Raw genomic sequence first — 16,310 nt, forward strand, 5'->3', positions numbered from 1 at the left:
GGTCCGGCGCGCGGTCGCCCGGACGCGGCGCCGCGCCGTCCGGTGCGGCACCGGTGGGGGCGGTCACCTGCCGCGGGGGGGGGGGGCGGGGCGGGGGGGCCCCCCCCCGCGGGGGGGGGGGCGCGGGGGGGGGGGGGGGGGGGCCGCGGGGGGGGGGGGGGTGGGGGGCCCCCCCGGGGGGCCCCCCCCCCCCCCCCCCCCGGGGGGGGGGGGGGCCCGGGGGGGCGGCGGCCGCCCCCCCGACCGCCTGGTCATCGACCTCGACCCCGGGCCGCCCGCGGGCCTGGACGAGTGCGCGCGCGTCGCGCACCTCGTCCGCGAGCGTCTCGCCGACGACGGCCTCACCACGACCTTCCCCGTGACGAGCGGGAGCAAGGGCATGCAGCTCTACGCGCCGCTGCCGAAGCCGCGCGCCGCGACCGCCGTGCGCGAGTACGCGCGCACGGTCGCGTACGAGCTCGCGGAGGCGCACGCCGACCTCGTCGTCGCGAACATGAAGCGCGCGCTGCGCCCCGGCAAGGTGCTCCTCGACTGGAGCCAGAACCACCCCGCGAAGACGACGGTGACGCCCTACGCGATGCGCGCCAAGCACGAGCCACGCGTCGCGGCGCCGCGCACCTGGGACGAGGTCGGCCCGGGCATGGTCCAGCTGGGGCCCGACGACGTCGTGCGCCGCCTCGAGCAGGACGGCGACCTGCTGGAGCGCGCCGGGTCGCCCGCGCGCTGACCGGCACGCGTCCGGGCGGACCTCCGACCCTCCCCCCGGGACCGCGCCGTGTGTTTGGCTGGCGGGGTGAACGACCCCGCTGCGATCGACCGGCTCCTGCGTACGCCCGCCCGGTGGGCGGTCGTCGGCCTGTCGACCAACCGGGCCCGCGCGGCCTACGGCGTGGCCGCCTACCTCCAGCGCCTCGGCCACGAGATCGTCCCCGTCCACCCGCGTGCGGAGACCGTGCACGGCGCCCGCGGCTACGCGCGCCTCGCGGACGTGCCGGGCGAGATCGACGTCGTCGACGTGTTCGTCAACTCCGCCCGCGCGGGCGCTGTCGTCGACGAGGCCATCGCGATCGGCGCACGCGCCGTGTGGCTCCAGCTGGCCGTCACCGCGCCCGCCGCCGAGGAGCGCGCCCGCGCCGCGGGCCTCGAGCTCGTCGTCGACACGTGCCCCAAGATCGAGGGCGCCGCCCGCCACCTGTGACCGGGACACCGCGTCCTCGGCGGGCCCGGCGGCGCCTCAGCCGTAGAAGACGCGCTCGACGACCGCGCGGGCGCGGCGGCCCGTGCGCAGGTAGGTCTCCTCGAGCTCGCCGCCCGAGCCCGGGCCGTAGCCGAGGAGCCGCGCGAGCGCGGCGAGCGCGCGGCGGTCGTGCGGCAGGACGTCGGCGCCCGCTCCGCCGGCCCGCCCGCTCCACAGCACGAGCGCGTCGCGCAGCCGGGACGACAGCAGCCACCCCTCGCGGAGGGCGGCCGCGTCGGCGGCGTCGAGCAGGCCTGCCTCCTGGGCGGCGTCGAGCGCCGGGAGCGTCCGGGGCGTGCGCAGGCCCGCGACGTCGCCACCGTGCTGGAGCTGGAGCAGCTGGACCGTCCACTCGACGTCGGACAGCCCGCCGCGGCCGAGCTTGAGGTGCCGCGCGGGTTCGACGCCGCGCGGCAGGCGCTCGGCCTCCATGCGCGCCTTGAGCCGGCGCACCTCGCGCAGCGTCGCCGCGTCCGCGCCGCCCGCCGGGTAGCGCAGCGGGTCGACGAGCGCGACGAAGCGCCCGCCCAGGTCCGGGTCGCCCGCGACCGGGCGCGCGCGCAGGAGCGCCTGGCTCTCCCACGGGGACGACCAGCGCTGGTAGTACTCGGCGTACGACGCGAGCGAGCGCACGAGCGGCCCGTTGCGACCCTCGGGCCGCAGGTCGGCGTCGACCTCGAGCGCCGGCTCTGGGCCGACCTCGCCGAGCAGCTGGCGCACGCGCTGGGCCACCGTCATGGCCTGCGCCTGGGCGCGCGCCTCGTCCGCCCCGGGCAGCGGGTCGTGCACGAAGAGCACGTCGGCGTCGGAGCCGTAGCCGAGCTCCTCGCCCCCGAGGCGGCCCATCGCGACGACGACCGTGCGGGTCAGCGCGCCGTCCGCGCCGTGCCGCGCCTCGTACTCCGCGATCCGCAGCGCGCCCGCCAGGACGACGTCGGCCGCGGCGGTGAGCGCCTCGCCCGTGGTGACGGTGCTCGAGCCGAGCACCTCCGCGACCGCGGTCCGCGCCATCTCGCGCCGCCGCAGCGCGCGCAGCAGCGTCGCCGCGCCGACGGCGTCGTCCTGACGCGTGAGCACGGCGTCCGCCTCGGCGGCGAGCCGCTCGTGCCCGCGCGGCGCCAGCTCGGCGTCGTCGTCGAGCCACGCGACCGACTCGGGCGAGCGCGCGAGGGCGTCCGCGACGTACCGGCTCGTCGACAGCAGGCGCGCGAGCCGCTGCGCCGCGGCGCCCGAGTCCCGCAGCAGCTTGAGGTACCAGTGCGTCGTGCCCAGCTCGTCCGAGAGGCGCCGGAACGCGAGCAGGCCGCCGTCGGGGTCGCTGCCCTCGGCGAACCAGCCGAGCAGCACGGGCAGCAGCTGGCGTTGGATCGCGGCGCGCCGGCTGACGCCCTCGGTGAGCGCGGTGATGTGCCGGAGGGCGCCCGCGGGGTCGCGGTAGCCGATCGCCGCGAGCCGCGCGCGGGCGGCCTCGGGCGCCAGGCTGACGTCCTCGCGCGACAGGCTCGCGGTCGCGGGCAGCAGCGGGCGGTAGAAGAGCTCCTCGTGCAGCTGCCGGACGTCGCGCCGCACGGTGCGCCACCGCTCGGTGACCTCCGCGGCGCCGCCCGCGCGCATGCCGACGGACCGGGCGAGCCGCCGCAGGTCCGCCTCCGCGGTCGGCATGAGGTGGGTGCGCCGCAGGCGGTGCAGCTGGATCCGGTGCTCGAGCACGCGCAGGAGGCGGTAGCAGACCGCGAGCCGGGCGGCGTGGTCCCGGCCCACGTAGCCGCCCGCCGCGAGGGACGCGAGCGCGGTGAGCGTGCTCGCGCTGCGGATCATGTCGTCGGAGCGCCCGTGCACGAGCTGGAGCAGCTGGACCGTGAACTCGACGTCGCGCAGCCCGCCGACGCCGAGCTTGAGCTGGCGGTCGGCCTCGGCGGGCGGCACGTGCTGCTCGACCCGGCGGCGCATCGCCTGGGAGTCCTCGACGAAGTTCTCGCGCTCGACGGCGGACCAGACCATGGGCCCGATCGCGTCGGTGTACCGGCGGCCCACCTCACGGTCCCCCGCGACGACGCGCGCCTTGAGCAGCGCCTGGAACTCCCACGTCTTGGCCCAGCGCTCGTAGTAGCTCACGTGGCTCGCGACCGTGCGCACGAGCGGACCGTTCTTGCCCTCGGGCCGCAGGGCCGCGTCGACGGGCCACAGCGACGGCTCCCCGGACGGCGCGCTGCACGCCCGCGCGAGCGCGGTCGCCAGGCGGGCGCCCGCGCGCATCGCCTCCTCCTCGCCCACCCCGTCGGCGGGCTCGGCGACGTGGATGACGTCGACGTCGCTCACGTAGTTGAGCTCGCGCCCGCCGCACTTGCCCATGCCGATCACGGCGAGCCGCACGGCCGCCGCCTCGGCGGGGTGCTCGGCGCGCGCGAGCGCGAGGGCCGCCTCGAGGGCCGCCGCCGCGAGGTCGGCGAGCGCGGCGCCGACCGCGGGCAGGAGCGAGAGCGGCTCGGCGGTGACGAGGTCCGTCGCCCCGATGAGCAGCAGGCGCCGGCGGTAGGCGCGGCGCATCGCGTCGACGCCCGCGGGTCCGGTGACCGTGGCGACCGGGCCCCCGGACCCGTCGGGCACGTCCGGCACGTCGGGCGCACCGACCGCGGCCAGCAGCTCCGCGCGCACCCGGCCGACGTCGGTGCCGATGGGAGAGGGCTCGGCCAGCGCCGCGAGGTCGTCGGGGTGGCGCACGAGGTGGTCCGCGAGCGCCGCCGACGCGCCCAGGACGGCGAGCAGGCGGTCGCGCTGCGTCGACGGCTCGGCGAGCACGTCCCGCAGGCCGCACCGCGACTCCTCGCCCGCAGCGCGGCACGCCGCCGACAGCCGCGTCAGCGCGAGCAGCGCGTCGTCGGGCGAGGCGACGCCCGCGAGCGCCTCGAGCAGCGGCGCCGCCTCGTCGAGCGTGCCCACGACGGCGACGAGGTCCGCGTCGTCCAGCAGGGTCGCGGCGCGCTCGGTGTCGGTGAACCCGAGGCGCGTGAGCCGGGCCCGCAGCGTGCGGCGGCGTCCACCGGCGTCGGGGGGCGGCGCGCTCACCGCACCGCCCCGCGCCCCGCGCGGACCCCCGGACGCGGCGTCACAGGACCGACAGGAACCGCTTCAGCTCGAACGGCGTGACCTGCTGGCGGTACGCGTTCCACTCCTCGCGCTTGTTGCGCAGCACGAAGTCGAACACGTGCTCGCCCAGCGTCTCGGCGACGAGCTCGGACCTCTCCATGACGGCGACCGCCTGCTCGAGCGAGGACGGCAGCGGCTGGATGCCCAGCGCGCGGCGCTCGGAGTCGGTGAGCTCCCACACGTCGTCCTCGGCGGCGTCGGGCAGCTCGTAGCCCTCCTCGATGCCCTTGAGGCCCGCCGCGAGCAGCAGCGCGTACGCGAGGTACGGGTTGGTCGCGGAGTCGACGCCGCGGTACTCGACGCGGCTCGAGTTCCCCTTGCCGGGCTTGTAGAGCGGCACGCGCACGAGCGCCGAGCGGTTGTTGTGCCCCCAGCAGATGTACGACGGCGCCTCGGCGCCGCCCCAGATCCGCTTGTAGGAGTTGACGTACTGGTTGGTGACCGCCGTGATCTCGGCCGCGTGGTGCAGGAGGCCCGCGATGAACTTGCGCGCGGTCCCCGAGAGCTCCATGGCCGCGCCCGGCTCGTGGAACGCGTTGCGGTCGCCCTCGAAGAGCGACAGGTGCGTGTGCATCCCCGAGCCCGGCTGCTCGGCGATCGGCTTGGGCATGAACGACGCGAAGATGCCCTGCTCGAGCGCGACCTCCTTGACGACCGTGCGGAAGGTCATGATGTTGTCGGCCGTCGTGAGCGCGTCGGCGTAGCGCAGGTCGATCTCGTTCTGGCCGGGCCCCGCCTCGTGATGGGAGAACTCGACCGAGATGCCCATCGACTCGAGCATCGTGATCGCCGCGCGGCGGAAGTCGTGGCCGGTGCCCCGGGCGACGTGGTCGAAGTACCCCGCCTGGTCCACGGGGACGAGCGGCTTGGTCGGGTCCGCCGGGTTCTCGAACAGGTAGAACTCGACCTCGGGGTGCGTGTAGAAGGTGAACCCCGTGTCGCTCGCGCGGTTGAGCGCGCGCTTGAGGACGTGACGGGAGTCGGCGAGGGACGGCTGGCCGTCGGGCGTCATGATGTCGCAGAACATGCGCGCGGTGCCGTGCGTGTCGCCGCGCCACGGCAGCACCTGGAACGTCGACGGGTCCGGCTTGGCGAGCATGTCCGCCTCGTAGACGCGCGTGAGACCCTCGATCGCGCTGCCGTCGAAGCCGATGCCCTCGGCGAAGGCCGCCTCGAGCTCGGCCGGGGCGACGGCGACCGACTTGAGGATGCCGAGCACGTCGGTGAACCAGAGGCGGATGAAGCGGATGTCCCGCTCCTCGACCGTGCGGAGCACGAACTCCTGCTGCCTGTCCATGAGCACATCCTGCCGTACGCGGCCCCCGGGCCCGGCGCGGCGTCCGCGGCTCGGCACGCCGTGCCGATCACGTCCTGGCTAGGGTGGCGACCATGGGTCTGACCATCGCACTCGCCCAGGTCGACACGTGCGTCGGCGACGTCGAGGGCAACGCCCGCACGGTCCTCGAGTGGACCGCCGACGCCGCCCAGCAGGGTGCCGCGCTCGTGGCGTTCCCCGAGATGACGATCACCGGGTACCCGATCGAGGACCTCGCCCTGCGCGACTCGTTCGCGCGGGCCGCGGACCGCGCCGTGGAGGGCCTCGCGACCCGCCTCGTCGAGGCCGGCCTGGGCGAGGTCGTCGTCGTGCTCGGGACGCTCGGGCGCTCGGCCACGGGCCGCGCGACCAACCGCGCGCTCGTCCTGCACCGCGGCGAGGTCGTCGCGCACTACGACAAGCACCACCTGCCCAACTACGGCGTCTTCGACGAGTACCGGATCTTCGAGGCGGGCGACGAGCACTGCGTCGTCGAGGTCGACGGACGCCGGGTCGGCATCGTGGTCTGCGAGGACATCTGGCAGGACGGCGGCCCGGTCTCGCTCATGGACGACGAGGTCGTCGAGCTGCTGCTCGTGCTCAACGGCTCGCCGTACGAGGAGGGCAAGGGGCACGTCCGCGCCGAGCTGGCGGCCCGCCGGGCCCGCGAGGTCGGGGCGCCGGTCGCCTACGTCAACATGGTCGGCGGTCAGGACGACCTCGTCTTCGACGGCGGCTCGTTCGTCCTCGCCGCCGACGGGACGCCGCTCGCGGGCGCGCCGCAGTTCGTCGAGCACCTGCTCGTGTGGGAGCTGCCCGACGCGGGCACCACGCCCGAGCCGGGCCTGCTCGCGGCGCCGATGGACCCCGACGCCGAGGTGTACTCCGCGGTCGTCACCGGTCTGCGCGGGTACGTCACGAAGAACGGCTTCTCCTCGGTCGTGCTCGGGCTCTCGGGCGGCATCGACTCCGCGCTGTGCGCCGCCATGGCGGCCGACGCCGTCGGCGGGGCGAACGTGGTCGGCATCTCGATGCCCTCCGGCCACTCGTCGCAGCACTCGCGCGACGACGCCGCCGACCTCGCGAAGCGGATCGGCGCCGACTACCGCGTCCAGCCGATCGGCCCCATGGTCGACGCGTTCCACGCGGAGCTGGCGCTGCCGGGGATCGCGGGCGAGAACCTCCAGGCGCGCGTGCGCGGCGTGATCCTCATGGGCGTCTCGAACGTCGAGGGGCACCTCGTGCTCGCGACGGGCAACAAGTCCGAGCTCGCGGTCGGCTACTCGACGATCTACGGCGACGCCGTCGGCGGGTACGCGCCGCTCAAGGACGTGGACAAGTCCCGGGTGTGGGCGCTCGCGCGGTGGCGCAACCAGGCGGCGCTGGACGCCGGCGACCTGCCGCCCATCCCCGAGAGCTCGATCACCAAGCCGCCGTCGGCCGAGCTGAGCCCGGGCCAGATGGACACGGACTCGCTCCCGCCGTACCACCTGCTCGACGAGGTGCTCGACGCCTACGTCGAGCACGCGGAGGGCCGCGAGGAGCTGCTCGCGCGCGGCTTCGACGCCGCCGTGGTCGACAAGGTGCTCGCGCTCGTGGACCGGGCCGAGTGGAAGCGGCGCCAGTACCCGCCGGGTCCTAAGGTGTCGGCGCTGGCCTTCGGGCGCGACCGGCGCCTGCCGGTCACGTCGCGCTGGCGCGAGCCGAAGGGGACGGTCGATGAGTGAGTCCGGCGGCGCCCAGCCGCGACGCGTGCGGGTGCACCACCTGCGCCAGGCCAAGGAGCGCGGCGAGCGCATCACGATGCTCACCGCCTACGACGCACCCACCGCGCAGATCTTCGACGAGGTCGGCACCGACGTGCTCCTGGTCGGCGACTCGCTGGGCGACAACTTCTACGGCCACCCGACCACCATCCCGGTCACCGTCGAGGACATGATCCACCACACGCGCGCGGTCACGGGGGCCGTGAAGCGCGCGCTCGTCGTGGCGGACCTGCCGTTCGGCTCGTACGAGGCGTCGCCGCAGCAGGCGCACGCGACGGCCGTCCGGCTCATGAAGGAGGCGGGCGCGCACGCGGTGAAGTTCGAGGGCGGCCAGCGCGTCGCCGAGCACGTGCGCCTGCTCACGAGCTCGGGCATCGCGTTCATGGGGCACCTGGGCTTCACGCCCCAGTCCGAGAACGTCCTGGGCGGCAAGCGCGTGCAGGGCCGGGGCGAGGGCGCGGCCGAGCGGCTGAGCGCGGACGCGCTCGCGCTGCAGGAGGCGGGCGCGTTCGCCGTCGTGCTCGAGATGGTCCCGGCACCCCTCGCGGCCCAGGTCACCGAGATCCTGTCGATCCCCACCATCGGCATCGGCGCCGGCCCGCACTGCGACGGCCAGGTGCTCGTGTGGCCGGACATGGCGGGGCTCAGCGACTGGTCGCCGCGGTTCGCGAAGCGCTACGGGCGACTGCGCGAGGCGCTCACCGAGGCCACCCGTGCCTACCTCGACGACGTGCGTGCCGGGACGTTCCCGGACGACGAGCACAGCTTCGCCGAGTGAGCGACGCGCGCCGCGCCGCGCCGGCGCGGCGCCGGGCCGCCGTCGGTGCCGCGTGCGCGCTCGCCGCGGCCGCGGTGGTCGCGCTCGTCGCGCCCGACCGGCTCGGGCTGCACGGCACGCTGCCGTTCGCGCAGCTCGTCGCCCTGCGCGGGCTCGTCGGCGGGGCGCTCGCGACGGGCGCCGTCGTGCTCGTCGCCCTCCCCTGGCGGCGGGCGCTCGCGCCCGTCGCCGGCGTGCTCGCGATCGGCGCGGTCGCGCAGCTGGCCGTGCTCGCGGACCGCGGCCTGGACGGGACCGGTGCGGTCCTCGGCGACCGGCCCGACGACGCCGTGGCGGTGCTGGTGCTCAACACGCAGGACCACCTGGGCGCGGAGGCGATCGCCGCGGTGCTGGTCGAGCACCGGCCCGACGTCGTCGTGCTGCCCGAGACGCTCGGCGCCACCGCGCGCGGCGCCGCCGAGCTCGCGGCCGCCCACGGCCTGGACCTGCAGGTGCTGGCCGACGACCGCGGCGGCGCCGCGGCCACGGGCGCGACCGCGCTGCTCACCGACCGCCGGCTCGGCACGTACCGCGTGGTCGAGGACCACCCCGGCGCGCTCGCGTCGTTCACGGCGACGAGCGACGGCCTCGGGCCGCCCGTGTCGGCCGTCCACCCCTACCCGCCCCTGCCCGCGGGCATGGCGGGCTGGCGGGACGAGACGGCCGCGGCCGTCGCGCTCTGCGCGGAGCACCCCGGCGGGGTCGTCGCGGGCGACCTCAACGCGACGCTCGACCACCCCGCCTTCGACGGCGCGCACGCGTGCGTCGACGCCGCCCTGGAGGCGGGCGTCGCGGGCGTCGGCACCTGGCCGGTCGGCGTCCCGCGCGTCCTCGGCGCCGCGATCGACCACGTGCTCGTCGACGGCGACGCCTGGCGCGTGCTCGGCGTCAGCGTCCTCGAGCCCCCCGCGGGGACGGACCACCGCGGGCTCCTCGCCGTCCTGGTGCCCGCGGGCTGACCTCGGGCTCGGCCGGGGCGAGCCAGTGAGCGGGCGCGTCGAGCGCCGAGGGCAGCCGCGTGCGCGCGTCGCCCCGGGCCGCGGCGAGCTGCATCGGCGTGCAGAAGAAGACCCCGGTGAGGTCGGCGCCCCCCAGGTCCGCGCCGCGCAGGTCCGCACCGAGCAGGTCCGCGCCGCGCAGGTCCGCGCCCCGCAGGTCGGCGCCGACGAGCAGCGCCCCGCGCAGGCACGCGCGCCGCAGGTCCGCGCCCCGGCGGTCGACGCCGACGAGCTGCGCACCGGCCAGCTCGGGCGCGACCGCGCCGCGCACCGCGGTGCTCACCCGTCGCAGGAGTGCCGCGGTCGCGGCCTGGAGCGCCGCGCCGTCCGCGCCCGCGAGCACCTCGGCGTCGCCGAGCGTGAGCGCCTCGACGTCGTCGTGCAGGGCGGCGACCTCGGCGAGGACACCGGGCGGCGCCGGGAGCGTGAGCGCCTCGGTGAGGTACCAGAGCAGCTCGTGCAGGGCGCGCACCGCGGTGAAGGCGCCGAACATCGCGGACGCCGTGGCGGCGTCGTCGCGCCACGACCGGCCCGCGAACGTCACCTGGGTGACCTTCTGCCCGGCGCCCAGGCAGTCGTAGACGGTGCAGCCCGTGAAGCCCGCGGTCCGCAGGCGCGCGTGGATCGTGCAGCGGTGGTCGGGCGCCAGGTTCTGGCAGGGCTCGCCCGCCTCCTTGTCGAGGGCGAAGTCCGCCGAGCGCGAGAACGCGAGCGCGACGCAGCACAGGCCCACGCACCGCGCGCAGTCGGCGCGCAGCTCGCCCCGCAGCCGCCCGGCGGCGTCGGCCGCCTCAGCCGCCCTCACGCCACCGCCGGTCCTCGTCGTCCCAGCTCTCCGAGCGCTCGCGCGCGGTGCTCAGCGCCTGCTCGGCGGCCTCCCGCGTCGGGTACGGACCCATGCGGTCCGTCCACGGGCTCACGCGACCCTGCTCGACCTCGCCCGTCCCCGGGTTGAACCAGAAGTCGCCGCCCGGAGCGGCGTCGTCCGCGGTGCCCATGGTCCCTCCGTCCCCGGCGCCGGCGGGGCCGGCACCTCACGACGCGACGATCGCGCCTCATCCGTAGACTGCCAGCCATGTCGATCGCCCACGCGCCGGAGGGGACCCTCGTCCCCGGCACCGTCAGCCCGGTGCGGTCCGTGCCCGCCCACATCGAGCGGCCCGAGTACGTGGGCAAGGACCGCGAGCTGCCCTTCGCGGGCTCCGAGGTCAAGGACGCGGAGACGATCGAGCGCATCCGCATCGCGTCCCGCATCGCGGCCCAGGCCCTCGTCGAGGTCGGCCGGCACGTCGCCCCCGGCGTGACCACCGACGAGCTCGACCGCGTCGGCCACGAGTTCCTGTGCGACCACGGCGCCTACCCGTCGACGCTGCGGTACCAGCCGCACCCGCGTCAGGTGCCCTTCCTCAAGTCGCTGTGCACCTCGGTCAACGAGGTGATCTGCCACGGGGTGCCGGACTCGACCGTCCTGCAGGACGGGGACATCGTCAACGTCGACATCACGGCCTACAAGGACGGCGTGCACGGCGACACCGACGCGACCTTCCTCGTGGGCGACGTCGACGAGGAGTCGCGCCTGCTCGTCGAGCGCACGCACGAGGCGATGATGCGCGGGATCAAGGCCGTCATGCCGGGCCGCGAGATCAACGTCGTCGGCCGGGTCATCGAGAAGTACGCGCAGCGCTTCGGCTACGGCGTCGTGCGGGACTTCACGGGGCACGGTGTCGGCGAGGCGTTCCACTCGGGGCTCATCGTCCCCCACTACGACGCGGCGCCCCGGCACGCGACCCTCATCGAGCCCGGCATGGTGTTCACGGTCGAGCCGATGCTCAACCTCGGCACCCCCGAGTGGGAGATGTGGGACGACGGCTGGACGGTCGTCACGCGCGACCGGCGGCGCAGCGCGCAGTTCGAGCACACCCTCGTCGTGACCGAGACCGGAGCGGAGATCCTGACGCTGCCATGAGCACCTCACCGACCACGGGGACGGCCCCGCCCGCACCTCGGCTCGCCTTCGGCATCGACATCGGCGGGAGCGGCATCAAGGGCGCGCCCGTCGACCTGGTGGCCGGGGAGTTCGCCGCGGAGCGCGTGCGCATCCCCACGCCCCAGCCGTCCACGCCCGAGGCCGTCGCGCGTACCGTCGGCGAGCTGCTCGACGCGTTCGCGCTCCCCGCGGGCATGCCCGTCGGCGTGACGTTCCCCGCGGTCATCCAGCACGGCGTGGCCCGCTCCGCCGCGAACGTCGACGAGTCGTGGATCGGCACCGACGTCACCGCGGTCATCCGCGAGGCGACCGGCCGCGAGGCGCTCGCCGTGAACGACGCGGACGCGGCCGGCTACGCCGAGACGGTGTACGGCGCGGCGCGGGACGCCCGCGGCGTCGTCCTCGTCGTGACGCTGGGCACGGGCATCGGCTCGTGCCTCGTCGTCGACGGCACCCTCGTGCCGAACACCGAGCTCGGCCACCTCGAGATCGACGGCCACGACGCGGAGAGCCGCGCCGCGGACAGCGCGCGCGAGCGCGACGACCTCGACTGGGAGCAGTGGGCCGAGCGGCTCCAGCGCTACTTCCGCGTGGTCGAGGACCTCTTCTGGCCGGACCTCATCGTCGTCGGCGGGGGCGTGAGCAAGAAGCACGCGCACTTCCTCCCGCTGCTCGACCTGCGCACCCCGATCGTCCCGGCGACGCTGCGCAACGCGGCCGGGATCGTCGGCGCGGCCGCCCTCGCGGCGCGCGGCACCGTCCTCGACTGACCCCCGGCGCCCCGTGGACCCGCTCGGCTGGGCGCTGGTCGTCGCGGGGGGCGTCGCGCTCGTCGTGCTGGTCGACCGGCTCGTCGCGCGCCTGCCCGTGCGCACGGAGGTCCGCCGGCGCGACGAGGACCGCCCCCGGTCGTCGGGCGCCGGGCCCTTCGGCGAGCTCGTCGAGATCCTCCAGCCCACGGCGCGCCACCTGCACGAGGAGCAGGAGCGGCAGCGTCACGACCTCGTCCTGCCGGGCGACGCCGACCCGCCGTGGGCCGTCGACCTCGACGCGGGGACGGCGGTGCTGGCGAGCGCACCCGTCGCCGGACGCTCGCTCACCGGGCGCGCGCTCGAGGAGGTCGCCGACGGCGTCCTCGTCGCGACCGCGCAACCCTGGTCCACGACGACGACGGTCGTCGTCGGCCCCGGCGGGCGGTGCCTCGTCGTCGACCCCGCGCTGACCCCCGCCGACCTCGAGGCCCTCGCCGCGACCCTCGCGGCGCGCGGCGCGGTCGTCGAGGCGGGTGCCGCCACGCACCCGCACTGGGACCACGTGCTGTGGTCGGCCGCGCTGGGCGACGTCCCGCGGTGGGCCGCACCCGCCGCCGTCGACCGCGCCGCGCGCGCCCACGCCGCCCTCGTGGCGGAGGCGGACGGGACGGCGCCGGGCCACGACCCCGCCCTGCTCGGACGCCTGCGCCCCCTCGCCGGCGACGTCGTCCCGTGGTCCGGGCGCCGTGTCGTCGTCGTGCCGCACGCGGCGCACTGCCCGGGCAGCGTCGCCCTCGTGGTGCGCGACGCGGGCGTGCTGCTCGCGGGCGACCTGCTGTCCGACCAGGAGATCCCGCTGTTGGACCCCGACGCCACCGACCCCGTGGCCGACCACCTGGCAGCGCTCGACGCGCTCGAGGGCGCCGCCGAGCGCTGGTCGGTGCGGGTGCTGGTGCCCGGCCACGGCACGGTGACCGACGCGGACGGCCTCGCGCGCCGGCTCGCGGTCGACCGCGCCTACCTCACGGCCGTGCGCGACGCCGCGCGGGACGGCCGCACCGTCGAGGACCCCCGCCTGGCCGACGCCGAGCAGCGCGAGCACCACGAGGACCAGCTGCGGGCGCTGCGCGCCGCGGACCGGCACGGCGACGGGGCGCGGGACCGGCCGTGAAGACCGGACGCCGCCCCGCCCCTCAGGCGGTCGGGACGACGTCGCCGCCGCTGACCGCCGGCGAGCCGTCGAACAGGTCGTCCAGCCCCAGGAGGTGCAGCACGTCGGTGACGAGCGGCGGCGCGTTGCGCAGCGAGACGGGCAGGCCCTCCTCACGGCCGAGGCGGAGGAACTGGATGAGGAAGGCGATGCCCGTCGAGTCGATGAAGGTCACCTCCGCCGCGTCGAGCACGACCGGGAGGTCCCGCGTGAGGGCGCGGCTCAGGGCGCTGCTCGCCTGCTCCCGCAGCGCCTCGTCGATCTCGCCCCACAGGTGCGCCACCGTGGTGTCGTCCGTCTCGGCCACCGTGATCCCACCGACTGCACGCTCGCTCGTCCCACCCATGCGTCACCGGCCTCCTGCTGCGTCCCGGCGGCGGGCCGGCGTCGTCTGGTCGCCTCTCCGCTTCGTCGCGGGACGGGGGGAAGGCTCGACCCAATCTACCGGGGGTCCCGCGCCGTCGCGCGACGAGGGAGCGCTCCCGGCACCCTCCGCGCGCCGGCCCCGGCGCACAGCTCCCCATGCCCCACGCCCCAGGATGCGCGGCGCGCGTCACGGTGCCACCGTGAGGAGATGAGCACCGCAGGCGGCACCGCACCGCAGTCCCACGACGCCCACGACGTCCCGGACAGCTTCGACCCCGAGCAGCCGGACCTCCCGACCCTCGCCGTCGACCCGGACCCCTCGACCTCGCACGACGGCCAGGACACGGGCTACGAGCCGCTCCCGGAAGCCGACACCGAGGAGGAGCGATGAAGGTCGACAAGGGCACGATCCTCGACCTGCTGCGGGTACGCGGCGAGGACATCCACGCCACGGCCGCCGAGCGCGAGCTGCCGGACCCGGTCGACACCGACCGGGACCGCGCGCTGCTCGAGCGCTTCGGCCTCGACGAGCAGGCCATCCGGGGCGGGCTCGACGACGCGTCGGGCGGGCTCGGCGACCGTCCGGTCCTCTAGGGGCGGGGCGCCGCGGGCCTGACCGTGGCCGGCTCGCCGGACCCGGTCAGGCCTCGGCGGCCCGCACGTGGCGGCGGCGCAGCGCCTCGCCGAGTTGGCGCGACTGCGTCCGGACGAGGCGCTCGTAGCCGCGGTGGAGCTGCTCGACGCGCGCCTCGGCGGCTCCGCCGTCGCGCGCGGCCGCCCACGCGTCGCGGGCTGCGCGGACGTCGGCGTCGGTGACGTCGATCGTGAGGTCGTCCGGCGCGTCGGGTCGCGGCGTGTGGGGGGTCACGGATCGAGTCTGCGGGACGCCGGCGCGTCCGGCACGCCGAGCGCCCGAACGAGTGACGACGGAGCAGTGCCGGCGACGCCCGGGCGCGCTGGGCCGGGCGCCCGCGCCGGGGTCAGCCTCGCGCGGGCCGCGGCAGACGCGCGACGTCGCCGAAGAAGTGACCGATCCGCCGGACCGCGGCGGTGAACGCGTCCCAGTCGACCGGCTTGGTGACGTAGGCGTTGGCGTGCGCCGCGTACGCGCGCAGGATGTCCTCCTCCGCGGCCGACGTCGTGAGCACGACGACGGGGATCGAGCGCAGCTCGTCGTCGGCCTTGACCACCTCGAGCACCTCGCGCCCGCCGATCTTGGGCAGGTTGAGGTCGAGCAGCACGACGTCGGGTCGGCGCGCGTCGGCGTGCTCGCCCTCGCGCCGCAGGAACGCGAGCGCCTCCGCTCCGTCGCTCACGACGTCGAGGTGACCGCCGACGGCGTGGTCCTCGAAGACCTCGCGGACCATGAGCACGTCGCCGGGGTCGTCCTCGACGAGCAGGACGTCCAGGGCGGCGAGGTCGGTGGTGGTCATCGCGTGATCATCACACGCCCACGGCGCCGCCGCGCTGCGACGGTCCCCGGCGCGCCGGGCGGCGAGGGTGGATGAGTCGGCCGGTACGCCGGGTTCTGTCCCCGCACCCGGTTGCCCCGGTGCGGGTGGCGGCCATCCCTCTACGACGTGCGTCGCCGCACGCCTCCAGCGGCCTACCCGGGAGCTCGGGCGAGCAGCCCTCGGACGCTCCCTGTCTGGCCTTGCTCCAGGTGGGGTTTACCTAGCCGCACCGGTCACCCGGTGCGCTGGTGGTCTCTTACACCACCGTTTCACCCTTACCCCGTCCGGCCGGAGCCGGTTCGAGGCGGTCTGTTCTCTGTGGCACTGTCCCGCGGGTCACCCCGGGTGGGCGTTACCCACCACCTCGCTCTGCGGAGCCCGGACGTTCCTCGGCACCGGTCACCCGGTGACGCGACCGCCTGGCCGACTCATCCACCGCCCAGGCTACCCGCCCGCGGCGACTAGGCTGCCCCGGTGCTCGTGCTCCTCCCGCCGTCCGAGGGCAAGACGGCCCCCGAGCACGGCGACCCCCTCGACCTCGCGGCCCTGAGCGGCGGCCGGCGGCTCACCGCCCACCGCCACCGCGTGCTCACCGCGCTGACCCGCGCGAGTCGCCGCCGGGACGCGCTCGAGGTGCTCGGCGTCGGCGCGTCCCTCGCGCCCGAGGTCGCGCGGAACACGCGCCTGCGCACCGAGCCGACGGCGGCCGCGAGGCACGTCTACACGGGCGTGCTCTTCGGCGCGGCGCGCCTCGACGACCTGCCCGACGACGCGTCTCGCGAGCGTGCCGAGCGCAGCGTCCGGGTGGTCTCGGGGCTGTGGGGCGTCCTCGCGCCGTCGGACCCGATCCCGGCGTACCGGCTCTCCATGGGCACCGACCTGCCGGGCGTCGGGCCGCTCGCACGCTCGTGGCGCGAGCCGCTCGCGCGCGAGCTCGACCCCGCCGCGCGGGAGCGCGTGGTCGTCGACTGCCGGTCCGCGGCGTACGCGGCCGCCTGGACGCCGGCCGGCGGCCCGGGGCACGTCGCGGTGACCGTCCTGCGGGAGGAGGCCGGGCGCCGGACCGTCGTGTCCCACTGGGCCAAGCACACCCGCGGCGTCCTCACCCGGCACCTCGTCACGCGTGCGGGGGGCGAGCCGACGTCGCCCGCCGCGCTGCTCGACGCAGCCGGCGAGCTCGTCGGCTCGGCGCTGCTCGACGCCGAGCTCGCGCCCGGTCGCCGCGCGGGCACCCACGAGCTCCGCCTCGTCGTCGGCTGAC

The 16,310-nt window shown here is 76.4% G+C and carries 18 protein-coding genes and 1 other RNA gene; 11 read left to right on the plus strand and 8 right to left on the minus strand.

Annotated elements, in window-relative coordinates:
- Nucleotides 1-160 precede the first annotated feature (160 nt).
- Both ligD and JIG38_RS02440 read left to right on the plus strand, forming a co-directional pair.
- Nucleotides 161-727 carry a non-homologous end-joining DNA ligase LigD gene (gene ligD, locus JIG38_RS02435; protein WP_372419704.1) on the plus strand — a complete coding sequence of 189 codons (567 nt, stop codon included), beginning with the start codon at nucleotides 161-163 and terminating at the stop codon, nucleotides 725-727.
- 66 nt (nucleotides 728-793) lie between these two features.
- A complete protein-coding gene (locus JIG38_RS02440; RefSeq protein ID WP_199421935.1) occupies nucleotides 794-1,198 on the plus strand; it encodes a CoA-binding protein in 405 nt (134 codons plus the stop codon).
- Nucleotides 1,199-1,234: 36 nt separating this feature from the next.
- Here JIG38_RS02440 and JIG38_RS02445 read toward each other — a convergent pair whose 3' ends face one another.
- Together JIG38_RS02445 and JIG38_RS02450 are read right to left on the minus strand one after the other, a co-directional pair.
- Nucleotides 1,235-4,303: a bifunctional [glutamine synthetase] adenylyltransferase/[glutamine synthetase]-adenylyl-L-tyrosine phosphorylase gene (locus JIG38_RS02445; protein ID WP_199421936.1), complete on the minus strand. Its 3,069-nt coding sequence runs from the start codon at nucleotides 4,301-4,303 to the stop codon at nucleotides 1,235-1,237.
- Between the two features lie 40 nt (nucleotides 4,304-4,343).
- On the minus strand, nucleotides 4,344-5,681 hold the full coding sequence (locus tag JIG38_RS02450) for a glutamine synthetase family protein (RefSeq protein WP_199421937.1): 1,338 nt from the start codon (nucleotides 5,679-5,681) through the stop codon (nucleotides 4,344-4,346).
- 92 nt (nucleotides 5,682-5,773) lie between these two features.
- Between JIG38_RS02450 and JIG38_RS02455 the strand changes: the two genes are divergently transcribed.
- Genes JIG38_RS02455 through JIG38_RS20865 form a run of 3 tightly spaced genes read left to right on the plus strand, consistent with a single transcriptional unit; the run spans nucleotide 5,774 to nucleotide 9,241 of the window.
- Entirely contained in the window at nucleotides 5,774-7,426 is a 1,653-nt protein-coding gene (locus JIG38_RS02455; RefSeq protein ID WP_199421938.1) for an NAD+ synthase, read from the plus strand.
- Nucleotides 7,419-8,243, plus strand: coding sequence for a 3-methyl-2-oxobutanoate hydroxymethyltransferase (panB, locus tag JIG38_RS02460; RefSeq protein WP_199421939.1), 825 nt, complete (start codon nucleotides 7,419-7,421; stop codon nucleotides 8,241-8,243). The genes JIG38_RS02455 and panB overlap by 8 nt, the downstream gene beginning before the upstream one ends.
- Nucleotides 8,240-9,241: an endonuclease/exonuclease/phosphatase family protein gene (locus tag JIG38_RS20865; RefSeq protein ID WP_199421940.1), complete on the plus strand. Its 1,002-nt coding sequence runs from the start codon at nucleotides 8,240-8,242 to the stop codon at nucleotides 9,239-9,241. The genes panB and JIG38_RS20865 overlap by 4 nt, the downstream gene beginning before the upstream one ends.
- On the opposite strand, the gene JIG38_RS02470 is transcribed toward JIG38_RS20865, so the two are convergent.
- The gene (locus tag JIG38_RS02470; protein ID WP_199421941.1) at nucleotides 9,171-10,085 is read right to left on the minus strand and encodes a pentapeptide repeat-containing protein; all 915 of its coding nucleotides are present in this window, start codon (nucleotides 10,083-10,085) and stop codon (nucleotides 9,171-9,173) included. The genes JIG38_RS20865 and JIG38_RS02470 overlap by 71 nt on opposite strands.
- A complete protein-coding gene (locus JIG38_RS02475) occupies nucleotides 10,072-10,278 on the minus strand; it encodes an SPOR domain-containing protein (RefSeq protein WP_199421942.1) in 207 nt (68 codons plus the stop codon). The genes JIG38_RS02470 and JIG38_RS02475 overlap by 14 nt, the downstream gene beginning before the upstream one ends.
- A 77-nt stretch (nucleotides 10,279-10,355) precedes the next feature.
- Here JIG38_RS02475 and map point away from each other — a divergent pair, with 77 nt between their 5' ends.
- From map to JIG38_RS02490, 3 genes are read left to right on the plus strand one after another with little or no spacing between them, the layout of a single operon-like run.
- Nucleotides 10,356-11,246 (plus strand): type I methionyl aminopeptidase, encoded by an 891-nt coding sequence (map, locus tag JIG38_RS02480; RefSeq protein WP_372419705.1) that lies wholly within the window; start codon nucleotides 10,356-10,358, stop codon nucleotides 11,244-11,246.
- Nucleotides 11,243-12,037, plus strand: a complete 795-nt coding sequence (ppgK, locus tag JIG38_RS02485) for a polyphosphate--glucose phosphotransferase (RefSeq protein WP_199421943.1) — start codon at nucleotides 11,243-11,245, stop codon at nucleotides 12,035-12,037. The genes map and ppgK overlap by 4 nt, the downstream gene beginning before the upstream one ends.
- 13 nt (nucleotides 12,038-12,050) lie before the next feature.
- Nucleotides 12,051-13,190 carry an MBL fold metallo-hydrolase gene (locus JIG38_RS02490; RefSeq protein ID WP_199421944.1) on the plus strand — a complete coding sequence of 380 codons (1,140 nt, stop codon included), beginning with the start codon at nucleotides 12,051-12,053 and terminating at the stop codon, nucleotides 13,188-13,190.
- A 22-nt stretch (nucleotides 13,191-13,212) separates the two neighbouring features.
- On the opposite strand, the gene JIG38_RS02495 is transcribed toward JIG38_RS02490, so the two are convergent.
- Nucleotides 13,213-13,536, minus strand: coding sequence for an STAS domain-containing protein (locus JIG38_RS02495; protein ID WP_307844490.1), 324 nt, complete (start codon nucleotides 13,534-13,536; stop codon nucleotides 13,213-13,215).
- A gap of 267 nt (nucleotides 13,537-13,803) precedes the next feature.
- Here JIG38_RS02495 and JIG38_RS02500 point away from each other — a divergent pair, with 267 nt between their 5' ends.
- Both JIG38_RS02500 and JIG38_RS02505 read left to right on the plus strand, forming a co-directional pair.
- A complete protein-coding gene (locus tag JIG38_RS02500) occupies nucleotides 13,804-13,986 on the plus strand; it encodes a chromosome partitioning protein (protein ID WP_199421946.1) in 183 nt (60 codons plus the stop codon).
- Nucleotides 13,983-14,189: a hypothetical protein gene (locus JIG38_RS02505; protein WP_199421947.1), complete on the plus strand. Its 207-nt coding sequence runs from the start codon at nucleotides 13,983-13,985 to the stop codon at nucleotides 14,187-14,189. Before JIG38_RS02500 ends, JIG38_RS02505 begins: the two co-directional genes overlap by 4 nt.
- Nucleotides 14,190-14,235: 46 nt before the next feature.
- On the opposite strand, the gene JIG38_RS02510 is transcribed toward JIG38_RS02505, so the two are convergent.
- The 3 genes from JIG38_RS02510 to rnpB all read right to left on the minus strand — a co-directional run bounded on the left by JIG38_RS02510 (nucleotide 14,236) and on the right by rnpB (nucleotide 15,480).
- Entirely contained in the window at nucleotides 14,236-14,463 is a 228-nt protein-coding gene (locus JIG38_RS02510; protein WP_199421948.1) for a hypothetical protein, read from the minus strand.
- 112 nt (nucleotides 14,464-14,575) lie between these two features.
- Nucleotides 14,576-15,028, minus strand: coding sequence for a response regulator (locus tag JIG38_RS02515; RefSeq protein ID WP_199421949.1), 453 nt, complete (start codon nucleotides 15,026-15,028; stop codon nucleotides 14,576-14,578).
- A 68-nt stretch (nucleotides 15,029-15,096) separates the two neighbouring features.
- An RNA gene (gene rnpB / locus JIG38_RS02520) (RNase P RNA component class A) lies at nucleotides 15,097-15,480 on the minus strand.
- Between the two features lie 43 nt (nucleotides 15,481-15,523).
- Between rnpB and JIG38_RS02525 the strand changes: the two genes are divergently transcribed.
- Nucleotides 15,524-16,309 carry a YaaA family protein gene (locus JIG38_RS02525; RefSeq protein WP_199421950.1) on the plus strand — a complete coding sequence of 262 codons (786 nt, stop codon included), beginning with the start codon at nucleotides 15,524-15,526 and terminating at the stop codon, nucleotides 16,307-16,309.
- The last annotated feature ends 1 nt before the right edge of the window (nucleotide 16,310 follow it).

The sequence above is a fragment of the Actinotalea solisilvae genome (assembly GCF_016464425.1).
In the GTDB taxonomy this organism is placed as follows: domain Bacteria; phylum Actinomycetota; class Actinomycetes; order Actinomycetales; family Cellulomonadaceae; genus Actinotalea; species Actinotalea solisilvae.